The sequence below is a fragment of the Bacillus sp. FSL H8-0545 genome (genome assembly GCF_038006105.1).
Lineage (GTDB): Bacteria > Bacillota > Bacilli > Bacillales > Bacillaceae_G > Bacillus_A > Bacillus_A cereus_U.
The window spans coordinates 3030699-3047913 of the sequence record NZ_JBBOUO010000001.1 but is presented as its reverse complement, the minus strand read 5'-3'; the positions used below and the strand labels follow the sequence as shown (position 1 = coordinate 3047913).

The window sequence follows — 17215 nt, the reverse complement described above, 5'->3', positions numbered from 1 at the left end:
CAAAATAAAAGTGCAAGTTATTTTTATTGAGAGTTACTTGTTCACATAAAGTTCGATTGTTTTGCATAGAAGGATATTTTATAATTAGGATTAACTGGAAAGAGTGAGATGCATATACAATGACTCCTAGGAAACTAGGAGTTTTTACTATATAACTATCATTATTACTAAATATGACACACTACACATTCTACTTAAGGAGGTACATAATGAAGAAATTATATAACGCATCGTTTACTTATTTAATTATTGGTTTACTATCAGGAATATTCGCTAGGGAGTACGGGAAATTTAAAGGGATAATAGGATCTACACTATTAAATCTTTTGCATACGCATACGTTAGTACTTGGCTTTTTCTTCTTTTTAATTGCTTTAGGATTAGCAAAAGTATTCGCTTTTCATGAAGTGAAAGGATTTAATAACTGGTTTATTTTACATAATATCGCATTAACTTTAATGTTAGGTTCGTTGGCAGCGAGAGGACTTCTTCAACTAAATGGAGCGGACTTTAAAGGGTTAACTTATATTGTAGGGTTCTCTCATTCTATGATGGCATTTACTTTAGTTTGGTTTATGATTTTGTTGAAGAAATCGTCTAAAATGTAGTTTTATAAAAAAGAACTTGTATGAAGTGACCCCTAAAAGTTAGACACGGTTATTTCATTAGGCTACTTGATCCAAATGAGTCCGGTATTGTACCGGGCTCATTTTTAATTTTGCCTTAATCCGTTTCTTATTATAATAATCTATATATTTTTCTAATTCTATTTTAAAATGCTCTATACATTCAAATTCTTTTATATAGAGGAACTCCGACTTCATAATCCCAAAGAAATTCTCTATTACTGCGTTGTCGTAACAGTTTCCTTTTCGAGACATACTCTGTACGATATCTCTTGATTCAAGTGTACGGACGTACTGTCTCATTTGATAATGCCATCCTTGATCCGAATGCATCAGTAGCTGGTGGTTTTCAGGTAAACGTTCTAATGCTTTCTCTAACATCTCTGAAACAAGTGAATACGTCGGTCTAGAACCAATTGTATAGGTAATAATTTCACCATTATACAAGTCTAATACAGGTGATACATACAGTTTTTCTCCAAACAATTTAAACTCTGTGATGTCTGTTACCCATTTTTGATTCGGTACATCTGCATAAAAATTACGCTCTAAAATATTGGGTGCAATTTTACCGACTTTCCCTTTATAGGATTTATATTTCTTCATACGCACAACACACTTTAATCCAAGCTCTTTCATAATACGTTGCACCTTTTTGTGATTCACTTTCTGACCACGATTCGTTAACTCATCACGAATGCGACGGTAGCCATAACGACCTTCATTCTCCTCATAAATCGCTTTAATATCAGCTTTCAAATCGGCATCTACATCTGGGCGATTCATTTTCTTTACTAAATCATAATACGTGCTTCGTGGAATATTAGCTAACTCCACGAGTGCCTTCACCGAATATTTATACCTTAATTCATAGACTACTTGCGCTTTGTCTTGTTTAGTGACTTTTCCTTGTTTTGAACTAAGGCATTCAACTTTTTTAAGTACTCATTTTCCATTTCAAGCTGTTTAATACGTGCTTCAAGTGCTTCGACTGACCCTTCAGCTAAAGCTTGTTTTAATTGTTTATTTGAATCTTTTTTCATGGATGGACGCCCCTTTTTCTTAGATTGAAGGGCATCAATTCCTTGTGTTTCGAGTTGTTTTTTCCAAACAGAAATCGTTGAAGGGGCAGGAATGTTAAAGATAGCTGCCGTCTCAAATAAGGACATACCGTTTTCAATCATAAAGTTTAGTACGTCTAGTTTAAATTGTTGTGTGTAATTTGTACATCGTTTTAGAAAAGCTTCCACACCATTCTGCTTATATTGGTTTACCCAATTCAAAATGATTGTGCCACTTATACCGATCGCTCTACCCATTTCTCGATAACTTTCATTTCCGTTCAAATAACGTAGAACGATTTGTATTTTTTCATCAGCTGTAAATTTAGCCATAGAAAAACTGCAAGTTCTTTTTTATATATAAAATTACATGAATCTTACTATTCTGATTATTTTGTATAAAAATGGTATAATTAATGCGGCGTAAATAATATAAAAGGAGAGTACGTAATGGAAATAACAATTGAACGTTTAGTAAATGAATTAAAGGATGTACTTCCTGAAGATCAAGTAGTGGTTAATAAGACAGTAAGAGAGTTACATAGTAAAGATGAATCTTACCATACTAGTAGTTTGCCGGATGTAGTTGTGTATCCAAAAACGGCTGAAGAAGTTAGCGAGATTATGAAAGTAGCGAGTCTGCATGGAAAGGCTGTCGTTCCATTTGGAGTAGGCTCCAGTTTAGAGGGCCATATAATTCCGTATGAAAAGGGGATTACGGTTGATTTTTCATTAATGAACAAAATACTTGAAATAAGAGAGAAAGATTTTCTTGTGAAAGTACAACCAGGAGTGACTCGTTCTCAGCTCAATAAAGAATTAAAAAAGTATGGTCTATTTTTTAGTGTAGATCCAGGCGCAGATGCAACGTTAGGAGGCATGGCTGCTACAAACGCGAGCGGAACGACAGCGGTTAAGTATGGCGTAATGCGTGATCAAGTTCGTGATTTAGAAGTGGTACTTGCTGATGGACAAGTGATACATACTGGCAATTTAGCGGCGAAGTCATCATCAGGTTATCATTTAAATGGTATTTTCGTAGGATCAGAAGGTACGCTTGGATGCTTTACAGAGCTAACAGTAAAAGTATACGGCATACCAGAACATGTTATGGCTGCGAGAGCATCGTTTCCAACTATAAATGATGCAGTAGAAGCTGTTATTAATATACTGCAAGCTGGTATTCCAATTGCGAGAATAGAGCTCGTTGATGAACTATCTATGAAACAAGTAAATCATTATAATGAAACAAATTACAGAGAAGAACCAACACTGTTTTTAGAGTTTCACGGAAATGAAGCAGGGCTAACGCAAGATATCGAGTTTACGAAGGAAATTGTTTTTGATCATAAATGTAAAGAAGTCGCTTTTGAAACTGAAACAGCGGCGAGAAATAAATTGTGGGATGCAAGACATAACTTAGCATACTCTTACGTTCATAGTTATCCTGGTAAAAAGCTAATGAGTACGGATGTTTGTGTTCCAATTTCAGAATTAGCTGGCGCAATACAACATGCGAAAGAGACATTAGATAAAGTTGGTCTTGTTGGTGGTATTCTTGGCCATGTAGGAGACGGGAATTTTCACGTGCTCTTAATGATTGATCCAAACGATAAAGATGAAGTGAAAAAAGCAGATGAAATAAACGAAAGTATAGTACTGTATGCTCTTAAGCGTGGCGGAACGTGTACAGGAGAGCATGGCGTTGGAATAGGGAAGCAGAAGTATCAAGAAGAAGAACATGGTGCGGCACTATTGGTAATGGAGAAAATAAAGAAAGCTCTTGATCCGCAAAATATTTTAAATCCGAATAAAATTTTTAAGTTAAAAGATAAGGAATGATGAAGTTTGGAGAAACGAATTATACATTTTGAAGGATTGGTCGTCTTATTAGCTACGATTTATATATATGCATTATGTGGATTTAGCTGGTTATTATTTATCGTATTACTTTTTGCACCTGATTTAGCAATGGTGGCGTACGCCATTAACAAACGTGTTGGTGCACAAATTTATAATCTATTTCACACATATATCATATCCATATTACTTGTTTTAATAGGGGTCTATTTTAAGGTGGATACGATTTTAATGGTTGGTTTAATATGGACAGCACATATTGGGATGGATCGAATGATTGGGTATGGATTGAAATATGAGACTGATTTTAAGGATACGCATATTCAGAGGTTATAGCTTAGGCAAAACGGAATTCATTGAAACTGTATTAGAAAAAGCTATGAAGGATAGTTGAATAAGGGAGTTTGTATCAATAAGAAAATAGACTAAGGTGGCAGAAATCATATAATGCCACCTATTATTTTTGAAGAAGAGGTTTTACTATATGAACTGACCTTATAAAACAATTACAATCTGTCCCTGCCAAATAATAAATCTCGTAAATATAATGGGAAATAAGAAGATAAGAAAAGAAAAGAAAAGAGGACACTTATGTACATACCAAAACATTTCACTATACAAGATGAAGAGACGAAGTACGAAATTATTGAACAAAATGGCTTTGCGACTTTATTTTCTCAACATAACGGAGCACCATACGTAACGCATTTGCCGTTATTGTTAAATAGGGAAACACTTACTTTATATGGTCATTTTGCACGTCCAAATGAGCAGTGGAAAGATAGTGGAAATCAACAAGTGTTAGCTGTTTTTCAAGGGCCACATAGTTACATCTCTCCATCATGGTATGAAACAAATAAAGCAGTACCAACATGGAACTATGTTGCGGTGCATGTCTATGGAGAGTTAGAAATTGTTGAAGATGAACAGGAATTAATAGATTCTCTTCAAGATTTAGTACATAAATATGAAAATCCAAAGAGTACCTACTCACTGAATGATGTAGATGCGAATTATATGGAAGGATTAAGTAGGGGAATAGTTGGGTTTAAAATAAAGATAAATAAAATAGAAGGAAAAGCGAAATTAAGTCAAAATCATTCTATGGAAAGAAGAAAATTAGTTGTAGAAGAACTTGAGAAAGTTGGTAGTGAGGGGAGCAGGGGGATTGCTGATTTGATGAAAGAAATAGAGTGATTTCATATGAAACAAAGGGATATTTCTATTTTTGTAGAAATATCCCTTTGCTTGAAAGAAAAACTGCCTCCGTAGCTCTAGAAGGGAAGAGCGCCGGAAAACAGTGTAGAACCGGGTCGCAAGGCGAAGGTTTCAGAAGCACCGAAAAGCAAATGAGCTGAGACGGGTGAAACTCCTGTCGGTGAAATTCCGTAGGGAAGCGTGTTCCCCTTAGCCTATGCTTACGAAAGGAGTGCGGGTTCGAACCCCGCCGGAGGCATATGGGAAGCACTGTATCAAAAAATATAAGATTATATTAACTACATAAGCGTATTTAAAAAGACCTTCGATTAAGAAGGTCTTTTTAAAGTGTTTTCTCAGCAGTTGTTGGGTTGTAGTCTTTACTTACGCCAACGGATTTGAAAAAATCAGGTCTTTGTGGTGCGGGAGTGTCCCCGATGTTCAATGCAACATATCCTTGCTGTGTTTTTGGTGTTTCGGAAGTATGACCTAACCCAAGAGTTGTGATGCCCATAACAGCTAAGCCTATGATGCTCAATTTGATTTTTTTCATTATACCAAAGCTCCTTTTTCTTCATGTTTTTTTCTTGCTTGATTGGCCATATGGAAATACTTACTAGCTTTTATATGGTCTTCATTTTCATAAAATATATTTGCTAGAATATCGGTGTATTCTTGTATACACTCCCAAAGGTTTTCTATTTTAAAGTAAGAAATTCCTTCCAAAATTATCATTTCTAAATCATTGATAGGAGTTTTATTATTTAATGCTTTTAAAATCATGAAGCGATGTTGAAATTCTTTGTTTTCTAATTTATTAGAGATACTTAATCCTTTTTCTATAAATCCTTTAGATTGGGCATATTCGCCTAGTTTGTAGTATTCACGTGCTTCAATAAAAAGTGCTTTAAAATGATTTGGTTTTTTTGTTGTAACCTCTGAAATATGACGCATTGCTAACTCTGGAAGATTTTGACTTGCATATAACCAAGCTAAATTGTGTCGCACTCTTAATGATAAAGTCTCTTCTGAATATTTCTGTAGAATATTTAATGCTGAATTGAGTCTTATTTCTGCTTGTTCAAATTGTTTTAAATCTATACAAGATAAACCAAAAATGTTATCACATAAAGCTACATTAATTTCATGGTTTATATGTTTTGAAAAAATCTCTTTAGCTTCATTTACAGTTTGAATTGCTACTAGTGGTTGATATGTTTGATAATAATAGGAAGCTAAGCGGTAGTTAAATTCAGCCTTCTCTAATTCGTCAGATGCGTGTATTAACAGCTTCTTAGCTTTCTCGAAGAGGTGTTTTGCCGTATTGTAGTCCCCAATAATTGTGTTGTGAATGGCTTTGAAAAAATGATAATGATAAGAAAGTAGGCCATTCTCTGGAAGTGGGAAAGAGTCAATTTTATTAAAGGCATCTTTAGTAATATTTAATCCATCTGTTAAAACGGTATATCTAAAATTAAAAAGTGAATAATATAATAGTAGGCTTGTATCTTCTTCTGAACTAGAGATTTTATCTTCGATATCTTTTTTTAGTTTTGTTGCATGGATAGTTTGATGTTGTAATATAGCTCGATACCAATCATTAAATAGTTGTGTAACTTGTTCATTACCTTGTAATTGAACGTTCATGAAATCCCCTCGCTTTTTGAATATTCTTATAAAATACGATATCAAAAATAACAATATTTAGAAATGGGGTTTTATATTTCTCAATATTTGTTTAGTAGATTTACTATTAAAAAATTGGAATAAAACTAGTTTTATTTTTTAGTTTAAGACAGGGGGAGTGAAATATAGTAAGGATAACTACAATCTGCTTCAGTGCATCTTTTTGAAAGGGAAGTGTATAAAAAAGGTGTGTTCACACAATTTGTATGAACACACCTTTTTACATATTAAACAATCACGTCCCGCAAAAAGTTCGATAAGGGCGATTAGTCGGCGCTGGAGGCGTGCAGTAATCCGCTTGTTCTTGAGAATATTCATAAGGATTTGCTAAAGCTTGAAGTAGGTTCTCCATTACGCTATAGTCTCCATTTTTAACAGCTGCTTCTAGTGCTTCTTCTACTCGGTGGTTTCGAGGGATGATTACTGGGTTGTTATTTTTCATTAATTTGTATGCATCATCTTTCGATTCTTTTTGTCTTTCTAACCGAGATTGCCATAGCTCGTACCATTCTTTAAATTCGGGACTTTCAAATAAAGGTGCATTTTCTAATGTAGTGTCAGTTAATGCACGGAATGTATTTGTATAATCTGCTTTATATTTTTCCATTGCTTTTAAAAGTTTCTCAATAAGTGATTGATCTTGCTCTTCATTGCTAAATAGTCCTAATTTCTTCTTCATTCCGAGGAACCAATTGTTTTCGTACTGCACACTGAACTTTGAAATTTCATCTTGTGCAATCTTTAGCGCTTCTTCTTCATCTTCGTGTAGAATCGGCATTAAAGATTCAGCTAATCGTGCAAGGTCCCATGCAGCCATATACGGCTGATTTCCATATGCGTAGCGACCTTTTACATCAATAGAGCTAAATACTGTTCCTTGGTCATAACTATCCATAAAGGCACAAGGACCGTAATCAATCGTTTCACCGCTAATCGTTATATTGTCAGTGTTCATTACGCCGTGAATGAAGCCGACGAGTTGCCATTTGGCGATGAGGCTTGCTTGTCTCTTAATAACTTCTTGTAGTAATGAAACGTATGGATTTTCAGTAGATTCAATTTCTGGATAATGTCTTTTTATCGTATAGTCAGCTAACGCTTTGAGATCCTCGATTGAGCCGCGAGCTGCCGCGTATTGGAATGTTCCAACACGTATATGACTACTTGCAATCCTTGTTAAAATAGCTCCAGGTAGCTTTGTTTCGCGATAGATTGGTTCGCCAGTTGAGACTACTGCTAAACAGCGAGTAGTTGGAATATCAAGTGCGTACATTGCTTCGCTAATAATATACTCGCGTAGCATTGGACCGAGTGCAGCACGGCCATCACCGCGGCGTGAATATGGAGTAGGGCCAGAACCTTTCAATTGAATATCAAAGCGTTCGCCTGAAGGAGTAATTTGTTCTCCAATTAAAAGGGCACGACCATCTCCTAACATGTTGAAATGACCAAATTGGTGTCCAGCATATGCCTGAGCTAGTGGATGAGCTCCTTTTGGAATAGTATTACCAGCTAAAATGGCAATTTCAGCGTCCTTTTTTAGTTCCTCAGGATTAAAGCCAAGAGATATTGCTAAAGAATTATTTAGTTTAATTAACTCCGGTGAGCGTACAGGAGTTGGGGGGATTTCGGTGAAAAATGATTTGGGCAGGTCAGTATAACTACTCTCTAAATTCCAAGCAGTTTCGTTTTTATTAGTCATCGTATCTCCTCCTTTTTGTGTGTTTTTGAAATTTGAATTGTAATTGGTTTTTAATTATTTTCTTGTACTTATATGTATTCTGTGTGAGGTTAATTAAAAATATTATACGTTTATTGTAAATGATCCCCTTGAAATCTATTGTAAGGACTTCATTACATTGTGTCCATTTAACTGTCATAAAAACAAAAAGAGCCTTCGTTATATAACGAAGGCTCTTTTTGTTTTTTTTCCTTTTATTCATACACAGTCCTCATAGTTGTAGATGTATAAAAGGAAAAAAGAAATTTGGGGCGTAATCTATCTATATGATAATTCAAAATGAAATATAAGTCTATATTTTTGTTGATTTTTTGATTATATTTATGTCACTGAGCTCAGAAGAATATATGTGGAGGGAAAATGTATGAAATCGAAACATGTACCAGTTTTAATTGTTGGAGGGGGATTATCAGGATTATCGTCTGCATTATTTCTTGCAAAACATAACATTGATTATGTGCTTATAGAAAGGCATCCGTCTACTGCGATTCATCCGAAAGCAGGTGGAATCACATTTCGCACAATGGAATTATTTCGAGAATTAGGCCTAGAAAAAGGAATTAGATTAGTTGGTAAAGCATTAGAGAATTGTCACGGGAGAATTGCGGTTCAAACGATAGCAGAGGTAAAGAATGAAGAGTTGGAACAAATAAGGGCGACTCAGTATGAAAATAACGAAAAGTTAGTTCGTAAAGTGGAAGAGATTAGCCCATCCAAACAAACTGCTTGTTATCAAATTACTTTAGAAGAGATGATGTTACAAGAAGCGAAAGCATTAGGCGGAGAACTATCTTTTTATCATGAATTGGTTTCTTATGAGCAAAATGAGCACGGAGTAATAGCAACTATTCGAGATCGAAAAACAGAAAAAGAGAGTGTCATATATTGTGATTATGTAATCGCAGCAGATGGAGCGAAAAGTAAAATACGGGAACAGCTAGGTATTCTAACCGAGGGCCGTGGTACAATCGGTGGTTATTATATGAACATATATTTTGAAGCGGATTTGAGTGGATTTATTAAAGGAGACGCATTCGGTTTTACTATGATAGTACATCCAGAAGTAATTGGTGCGCTTATTCCAGTCGATAACGAAAGTAAATGGATTTATCATGTAGCTTATGATCCAGTAAAAGGGGAGCGACCAGAGGATTTCTCTATAGAACGCTGTAAACAAATTATTCAAACTGCAATTGGAAGTACGGATATTAAGCCAGAAATATTAAGTATTTTGCCGTGGGAAGCGAGTGAAAGTACAGCGGTGAAATTTCAGAAAAATCGCATCTTTTTAGTTGGTGACTCAGCACATATTATGCCGCCAACAGGAGGATTCGGTTCAAATACAGGGATACAAGATACACATAATTTAGCTTGGAAATTAGCGGCTGTTATAAAAGGGAAAGCAAATCCCAAATTGTTAGAAACGTATCATGACGAGAGATATCCTGTTGCAAAATTAACGACGGACCATGCGAGTAGTATATTATTTCGTGCAGCGAATAGAGAGGAAGGTAATTTGAGTAATATGGATAGTTTAGCTGTCACTGCTGGTTATCAGTATTGCTCAGAAGCAATTATAGACGAATGTAACACTCCGCATAGAATGGATATAGTTGATTTGAACGGACGCCCGGGAACGCGTGCGCCACATTTTTTTGGAACTTATGAAGGAAAAGAAGTTTCTATACTTGATCTATTTGGTAGCAATTTTGTATTACTTACTGAGGCAGGGCATAGTGTTTGGACTGAAGCTGCAAATGTTGTTTCATCCCGATTAGGCGTAAGGATAAAAGTGTATCAGGTGGGTTTAACTGGTGATTTCATCGATCAAAGTAATAATTTTAGGAATTTATATGGGATAGAAAATGGAGGAGCGGTAGTAATAAGGCCAGATGGATTTATAGGGTGGCGTACGGAAAACGAGGCCTTAAAGCCGAACGTATTACTTGAAGACGTAATGAAGCATTTATTGTGTAATTAAATAAGAAGCACCGTTTGTATTTCAGTGGTGAGTTTATGTGAAAGTAAACGAATATTAAAAATGTAAATCTTTTATGAAGAAAATCTAAAGAAATGTCGTGGGAGCGACATTTCTTTTTTTATATGTTGTATAATTAAGTTATAAATGAGATTCGTTTTCATTAACGTTCATTTCCTCTTTTGAAGTTACCTGTAATTTTAGCCATAATAAGTTGTTTTTCTTTTTCATTATTTGCCCGAGTTATTTTGTTTAAAAACTTTTCAACGTCATTTCCTTTTAAAATCATAATCTGTTTTCCGCAATATTCAATTGAAACTATGTTATTTTTTGTTACCCGATAATGAAACATCATATCGTCTAAACGATTGCGTTTATCGGTCTTTTTCAAATTAACACCTCCATTCTGGCTAATGTGTAACGAATGTTACATAAGAAATTGAAATTCAAGTTGGATGCATCCGATTGTAAGGTGGAAATTTTACAAAAAAGAAATACAATAGAGAGTAGTCAAAATTTGAGTGTGAGAAAAAGGAATCTAGTGTAATATGATGAATGATAGATAGATTATAAAATGTTTGAAAATTAAAAGATATAGAATAGAATGGAAAAGTATAAAGTGAAATTAGATAAAAGAGGGTTCCTATATGTTTAAGAAATGGTTAATTGTTTTTTTTATTTTTGCTATTTTTTGTGGGAGTGTCGCTGCACTAATATATGCAAATAAAGATAAGAAATATAATTTGAAGGCATTTTCAGATTCTAAGAATAAGGATGGAAATGATAAACCAAAAGTTGATGTAAATCAACAAAAACGTTATGAGGTTGCAGCAACGAAACTAGATCAGTATTTAAAAGATAAAGGGTTTAACGGAACGGTTCTCGTGGCGGATAAAGATAATGTGGTTTTACGAAAAGGATACGGGTATGCGAATGTAAAAGATAAAATTTTAACAACGCCAAGAACAAAATATCGCATCGGTTCCATAACAAAAACAGTAGTTGCAATATCTATATTACAGCTAAGAGAAAAAGGGAAATTGAATATAGAAGATAATGTGAATAAATATATTCCGTCATTCCCGGCAGATAAAAATATTACGTTAAGAAATTTGTTAACACATACTTCTGGATTGCCAGAGCAGGGACAAGGTAGAGTTGATGCGGCATCACGTTTAAAGTTAGTAACATGGATTGGATCTCAAAAGCTTGAATTTCCTGCAGGAACGGGATGGAGATATACAGATTATAATTATATGGTGCTTGCATATATTGTAGAAAAGATAACAAATGAACCACTTGCTGACTATGTGAAAGAAAACATTTTTACTCCTGTTGGAATGCATGAATCTGGGATGGGTGCCACTTTCCCAGGAGATATGTTTTTAGCAGAAGGATATACGAAAAAAGATAATGAGTTAATAGCTACGCCTCGTTTAAGAATGAGTTGGCTATATGGTTGTGGTGAAATGTATACAACTGTTGAAGATATGAAAAGGTTAGATGAGGCAATTATAGATGGTAAATTGCTTTCTAAACAAAGTTTATCAGATATGTTTACTGTATCGCCCGCTAGAAAGTATGGATTTAGTTTCTACATTAATGCAGATTATAATCATAATCATGGAGTATTAGCTGGATGGAATACATTTAATAATTTTAATGGAGATAAACGAATTTTTGTAATTCTTTTCTCTAACGTACAAAATGGAATGAACGATACATTTAATCAAGAGTTTAGAAAGATGGCGAAAGATTTAATAGAAGGAAAATAATTATTTAAAAATCGGTATTGATATGAAATTATCAATACCGATTTTTTTATTTAGTAATGTTTTATTTAGTGAACAAGCAGGTATGAGAGGGGATTAATATTAGAATAAATTTATGAAGGAAGTTAAATGATATTAATGTTAAATATAGGGAATGCGTTTTGTGAATGTCATCTATTTGTATTGAACTTATGTGATTATCATGCAGAAGAATAATTGGTAATTTTTACATTGATGAAAAAGCTTGAGCTTCACACTATGTTAAGCCTTACATTATTGTAGACATGAACAGGAGGTTGCAAAATGAAAAAAGTAGTAAAGTTTTGTTTAATAGCTACATTATCTACAACGATTATTAGTGGGTGTTCTTTTGAAGGGGGGAATGAAAATGCAAAAGGGAAAGAGAGTGAAAAGGTAGAGGTACAGAAAAACGCTGGAAAATATACGATGCCGGATGAAAAAGATAAACATGAAGGTACATGGCTACAATGGCCACATGAATACACATATGGTCAAGAGTATAAGCAGGAAGTTGAACCTATTTGGATTAAGATGGCAAGTGCTTTAACTGAGGGTGAAAAAGTCCACATTGTTGCATATGATGAGGAGGAGAAAGAGCGAATCAATAAGCTTTTAATAGATAAAGGGCTGAATATGGATAAAGTTGATTTCTTTATCGCTCCTACTGATGATGTGTGGGCAAGGGATAGTGGTCCGATTTTTGTTTATGACAATAATAAAAATCTAAAAATATTAGATCCAGCATTTAATGGTTGGGGGAAGAAAACTCCTTATAAAAATGATGCCCGTGTACGTGAGAATGTTAGTAAACAATTAGGGATTGAAAGAATTGATTGGGGGAAATTCGTCCTTGAAGGTGGCGCAATTGAATTAGACAGCAATGGGACTGCTTTATTAACTCGAAGTGCAGTAACGAATAAAAATAGAAATCCTGATTTATCAGAAAAGGAAATTGAAAAATATATAAGTGACCTTGGGGTGACAAACTTTATTTGGTTAGATGGAGTGCCTAATTTAGATATTACGGATTTTCATATTGATGGATTTGCTAAATTCCATGATAAATCTACCATTGTAACGATGAAAGAAGACGACTTGGCGGAATGGGGTTTGTCAAACAAAGATATGGATACATTGCTAGATGCAAAAAATGCTTCAGGACAGAAGTATAAGTATGAATACTTACCGCTTAGTAAAGAAAAGGTTACTTTAGAAAATGGGAAAACTCTCGACTATAAGGGATCATATATCAATTACTATATTGGGAATAAAGTGGTATTGGTGCCTAATTATAATGACCCAAATGACAAAATCGCAAACGATACGATTCAGAAGTTATACCCGGATCGTAAAGTAGTCGGCATTGATGTGAGAGAGCTTTATAAAAATGGCGGAATGATACATTGTGTTACACAGCAACAACCGATTCAATTGAAGTAATCGATTATAGTTTCGCTATGTTGCTTTACAGACAAAATAGGTGAAATGCTATCTTTACTTATTTTGTCTTGTTTGAACATCTGTAATAAGAAATAAATGTATAATTTTAATGTAATGATAATCAAATGTAAGTATATTGTCATGATTGTTTTATATGGAAAAGGAGAAAAATATTTGTGTTGAAGAATTTTAAAATAGTATTTTCGTTTTTCCCTATCGTTCTACAGTGCATTATAAATGTAGCTTTGATCTGTTTGGGAGTTGTTTTAAGTGTGTTTCTTATGAAAGAAGTCATTCAATTTATACAAGAACTGAAATTGAGTGGTGAGGAATCTAGTTATCATTTAATTGATAGCATTGTCGTATTCTTTTTATATTTTGAATTCATCGTAATGATTATAAAGTATTTTCAAATGAACTTTCATTTTCCATTACGTTATTTTATATATATAGGTATTACGGCTATTGTTCGTCTAATTATTATAGACCATGATAGTCCAATGGATTCATTGTTATATGCTTGCGCAATTCTTGTATTAATTAGTGCTTTATTTATTGCAAATTCTAAAATAATGCGTCGTGATTTAGAAGAGTGAACATTAGTTGTTTAAATCAAAAAAAGATGTTTTATCTTTTGGTAAAAAAGGAGTAAAGATATTGAAAGAAATAATTTTAACCAGTTTCATAATAATAGGGTTTATGATTCTACTATTTAATTGTATACTTTCGTAATTTTAAAGGATAAAAAGTTAAAAAGGGAAGAGGCTTTTGTAAATATGGTACATTACAATAATCAAAATAGTTTACATCAAATATTTACATTAAAGGGGACAGTTATAAGAGATATTTTCCCGCAAATTTTATTATATATATGCGTTTCAACGATAGTAACTGTGATTAATTATTATTATGTAGAAATAAAAATTAATCAAACTCCTTGGGTAATTGTTGGAGGGGCTTTAGGTCTACTGTTAGTTTTTCGTACTAACACTGCGTATGATAGATATTGGGAAGGTAGAAAGTTATTTGGCATGATTGGTGCTTGTACTAGAAATTTAGCAGTTAGTTTTTTATGTTATTGGGAGTCTGAAGAGGAAAATACGGATAAGGAAAAACTAAAATTTTCACATTTATTAATTGCTTTTCCAAAGTTAGCGAAAGGACATTTGAGAGATGAAAAAGATTTATCTGAAATAAAATCATTGTTTGATATTTGTTCTGAGAAGGAACGAGAAATCTTGGCTAAGTCTATTCATTTACCGATTAGTATAGTTTTCATGTTAAAAACTATACTATCAAAAGGTTTGAAAACGGGTCAAATTCATCCAAATGCAATAATTAATATGGAAGCTGATTTGAATACTCTGCTTACGGCTGTGGGTGGATGTGACCGTATCAAAACAACGCCTATTCCTTTTGCATATTTTGCTCATATTAAAATTTTACTGCTCATATTTTGCGGGACTTTATCGATTGGCCTTGTTGATAGTCTTGGATGGTTTACAGTACTTGCAACTACGTTTATAAGTTTTGCATTTATAGGGATTGAAGCAATAGGGGGTGAAATTGAGGATCCATTTGGTCAGGATCCAAACGATCTTCCGCTTGAAGCAATTTGTATAGGGGTAGAAACGCATTTAGTGAATTTATATAATCAAAACGCTCTATCAGAAGTAATGGATTTGAATCTTGATAAAAAAATCATCTAATCCTTCATTGTGTACGACGATTAAAATTTAAAAATCTTGTCAAGAGTCAGTTTACGGCTTAACGACGGCTTTATATTTTTTATATAAATATATAATATTTCTCCGTGCTATAATCCATTCATGAAATGTGCACGTTTTAAAAATTGTAATGAAAAGAGAAATGAATTGGGCAGTAGTGGGCTTATTGAAATCAGTTATTCAATCATTATTAAAAAGTGAGGTAAATAATATGGAACAAAAACATAATGGAATTATTTTTACTGCAATACCAGATAAATCGAATGAATATTATCGACCATTTTATGAAGACTTGATTTATTTTAATGAATATTTAAACGAAAACAAAGCATTTACCGATCAACTTATATCTTTATCTGTTGAAGAGCAAGACTTTCATACAAGCTTTTTTGAGTATGATGATATTTGGCTAAGAGATGTTGCTCCAGTTGTAACAAATCATCTTGTTAAATTTAAATATCAACCAAATTACTTACCGAAAGATCAAGGGCGATATTTAGATCAACAATTTAATAAATGGTTGAAAAAGAACGACTTTGAATATGTGACATCTCCATTGATATTAGACGGTGGAAATCTTATTTGGAATAAAAAAGATACCGTTATTTTAACAGAACGTATATTTGATGATAATGATGATTGGACGGAAGAGGAAATTATTGAGCAGTTAGAGTGGGATTTAGATGTGAGCCGGGTTATTATTATTCCTGCTGAAGAAGGGGATGTACTTGCACACGCAGACGGAATGGTTAAATTTATTGATGAACATACAATGTTTATTAGCGATTTTTTAGGAGATCGTGAATTTAGATATAATGTTCAAGAGATTATTCAAGAACAAATGCCAGAAGCTGAATTTATAGTTGTTCCTTCGTCATATACAGAGAAGGGTCAATACGATGAAGAGATAGCGTCAGCAAAAGGTTTATATATAAATATGTTAGAAACATGTGATACGCTTTACGTTCCTAAGTTTGGATTAGCTAAAGATGAGGAAGTTTTACGATATATTCAACAGCGTACTGAGAAACAAGTTATTCAAATTCATGTAGGAGAAATATCGACAATGGGAGGCGCGATGAATTGTTTAACGTGGTATTGTCCGAGTCATTTGTTACCTTCAAAAATGAAAAGGCTGAACGATCAGAATGAAGGTTCTTCAATTAGAAAACTTTTTGATTGGTTTTAATAAATAAGCTTATAAGAAAATGTATTCAAGGGGTATTTATATGTATACAATTACTGAATTTTCGCGAATTTGTAAAATGAGTACACGGATGCTAAGGCATTATGACAAAGAGGAGATATTAAAACCAGCATATGTGAACCCGGTAAATGGATATAGATATTATGAGCAAGGACAGCTAGAAATAGCATTGAAAATTAAAAAGCTGAGGGAGTACAAGTTTCCTTTACCGAAAATTAAAGTAATTCTCCAGTCAGCAGATCAAAATTCATTTATTAAACATATGCAAGCGCAAATTATAGAGTTATCTCATGAGGTGAAACAAAATTTACAGGTTATTTCTGAAATGAATGAAATGGTAAGCATGAATAATGGTTTAAATATTGCTCGTCATAGAAGTTACGATATATTAATTGGAATGAGAAATGAAATAACGGTAATTGCTCAAAGATTACAAATAGATATAGATAATATGGATGATTATTTTTATGACTTATATGAAAAAGTACAAAAAAATAGTTTTCAAATAGCCGGTTCTCCATCCGTAGTTTTTTATGATAAAGAGTATATTCCAAATCGCAGTGATATTGAATTAAGAATTCCGGTTATGTATGAGGACAATAAAGGCGTATTACAAGAGTGCGAAATAAAAAAGCTAAATCAGCATCAACTCGTTACTACTATGCATTATGGCAGCTATGACTATATAGGCTATGCTTATATGGCATTAGAAGAGTGGGTGGAAAGCAATGGCTATATAATAGATAGTCACCCATATGAAGTCTATATAAAGGGACCTGAATGTGATTGTTTAGTAGAGGAGTATGCTACACAAATTTGTTTTTTAGTTACGAAAATAGAATGAGAATAAGGATTGACATTAACATTATGTCAATCCTTATTCTATATATGTAAGCAAT

16 protein-coding genes are annotated in these 17215 nt (G+C 33.5%); 11 read left to right on the top strand and 5 right to left on the bottom strand.

Going from position 1 to position 17215, the window contains the following annotated elements; translation table 11 throughout:
* Nucleotides 1-209: 209 nt before the first annotated feature.
* On the top strand, nt 210-608 hold the full coding sequence (locus MHI07_RS15945; RefSeq protein WP_002160976.1) for a DUF2871 family protein: 399 nt from the start codon (nt 210-212) through the stop codon (nt 606-608).
* A 57-nt stretch (nt 609-665) separates the two neighbouring features.
* Here the strand turns inward: MHI07_RS15945 and MHI07_RS15940 are convergent.
* Nucleotides 666-2020 (bottom strand): IS3 family transposase gene (locus MHI07_RS15940; RefSeq protein WP_087947246.1). Its coding sequence is split into 2 segments (ribosomal slippage): nt 666-1567 and nt 1567-2020, totalling 1356 coding nucleotides; the frame shifts between segments, so codons are not numbered across the junction.
* A gap of 117 nt (nt 2021-2137) precedes the next feature.
* Between MHI07_RS15940 and MHI07_RS15935 the strand changes: the two genes are divergently transcribed.
* The 3 genes from MHI07_RS15935 (at nt 2138) to MHI07_RS15925 (ending at nt 4744) form a co-directional block, all read left to right on the top strand.
* Entirely contained in the window at nt 2138-3529 is a 1392-nt protein-coding gene (locus MHI07_RS15935) for an FAD-binding oxidoreductase (protein ID WP_340825020.1), read from the top strand.
* Between the two features lie 6 nt (nt 3530-3535).
* On the top strand, nt 3536-3883 hold the full coding sequence (locus MHI07_RS15930; protein WP_340825019.1) for a DUF4260 domain-containing protein: 348 nt from the start codon (nt 3536-3538) through the stop codon (nt 3881-3883).
* Nucleotides 3884-4138: 255 nt separating this feature from the next.
* Nucleotides 4139-4744, top strand: a complete 606-nt coding sequence (locus MHI07_RS15925; protein WP_340825017.1) for an FMN-binding negative transcriptional regulator — start codon at nt 4139-4141, stop codon at nt 4742-4744.
* A gap of 343 nt (nt 4745-5087) precedes the next feature.
* Here MHI07_RS15925 and MHI07_RS15920 read toward each other — a convergent pair whose 3' ends face one another.
* From MHI07_RS15920 to MHI07_RS15910, 3 genes are all read right to left on the bottom strand, one after another.
* Nucleotides 5088-5297, bottom strand: a complete 210-nt coding sequence (locus tag MHI07_RS15920; protein WP_070170482.1) for a hypothetical protein — start codon at nt 5295-5297, stop codon at nt 5088-5090.
* The gene (locus MHI07_RS15915; protein ID WP_340825011.1) at nt 5297-6391 is read right to left on the bottom strand and encodes a response regulator aspartate phosphatase; all 1095 of its coding nucleotides are present in this window, start codon (nt 6389-6391) and stop codon (nt 5297-5299) included. Before MHI07_RS15915 ends, MHI07_RS15920 begins: the two co-directional genes overlap by 1 nt.
* 274 nt (nt 6392-6665) lie before the next feature.
* Entirely contained in the window at nt 6666-8132 is a 1467-nt protein-coding gene (locus MHI07_RS15910; protein ID WP_340825009.1) for a protein adenylyltransferase SelO, read from the bottom strand.
* A gap of 403 nt (nt 8133-8535) precedes the next feature.
* Between MHI07_RS15910 and MHI07_RS15905 the strand changes: the two genes are divergently transcribed.
* Nucleotides 8536-10152 carry an FAD-dependent oxidoreductase gene (locus MHI07_RS15905; RefSeq protein WP_340825006.1) on the top strand — a complete coding sequence of 539 codons (1617 nt, stop codon included), beginning with the start codon at nt 8536-8538 and terminating at the stop codon, nt 10150-10152.
* Between the two features lie 160 nt (nt 10153-10312).
* Here MHI07_RS15905 and MHI07_RS15900 read toward each other — a convergent pair whose 3' ends face one another.
* Nucleotides 10313-10540 carry a hypothetical protein gene (locus MHI07_RS15900; RefSeq protein WP_340825004.1) on the bottom strand — a complete coding sequence of 76 codons (228 nt, stop codon included), beginning with the start codon at nt 10538-10540 and terminating at the stop codon, nt 10313-10315.
* A 256-nt stretch (nt 10541-10796) separates the two neighbouring features.
* Here MHI07_RS15900 and MHI07_RS15895 point away from each other — a divergent pair, with 256 nt between their 5' ends.
* The 6 genes from MHI07_RS15895 to MHI07_RS15870 all read left to right on the top strand — a co-directional run bounded on the left by MHI07_RS15895 (nt 10797) and on the right by MHI07_RS15870 (nt 17160).
* Nucleotides 10797-11924: a serine hydrolase domain-containing protein gene (locus MHI07_RS15895; protein ID WP_340825002.1), complete on the top strand. Its 1128-nt coding sequence runs from the start codon at nt 10797-10799 to the stop codon at nt 11922-11924.
* A gap of 300 nt (nt 11925-12224) precedes the next feature.
* Nucleotides 12225-13382, top strand: coding sequence for an agmatine deiminase family protein (locus MHI07_RS15890; RefSeq protein WP_002160988.1), 1158 nt, complete (start codon nt 12225-12227; stop codon nt 13380-13382).
* Nucleotides 13383-13558: 176 nt separating this feature from the next.
* Nucleotides 13559-13978, top strand: coding sequence for a phosphate-starvation-inducible protein PsiE (gene psiE, locus MHI07_RS15885; protein WP_340824998.1), 420 nt, complete (start codon nt 13559-13561; stop codon nt 13976-13978).
* A gap of 180 nt (nt 13979-14158) precedes the next feature.
* Complete coding sequence (locus MHI07_RS15880; RefSeq protein WP_340826909.1) at nt 14159-15091, top strand: bestrophin family protein; 933 nt, start codon at nt 14159-14161, stop codon at nt 15089-15091.
* Nucleotides 15092-15320: 229 nt separating this feature from the next.
* Entirely contained in the window at nt 15321-16298 is a 978-nt protein-coding gene (locus MHI07_RS15875; RefSeq protein ID WP_340826908.1) for an agmatine deiminase family protein, read from the top strand.
* Between the two features lie 40 nt (nt 16299-16338).
* The gene (locus tag MHI07_RS15870; RefSeq protein WP_340824996.1) at nt 16339-17160 is read left to right on the top strand and encodes a MerR family transcriptional regulator; all 822 of its coding nucleotides are present in this window, start codon (nt 16339-16341) and stop codon (nt 17158-17160) included.
* The last annotated feature ends 55 nt before the right edge of the window (nt 17161-17215 follow it).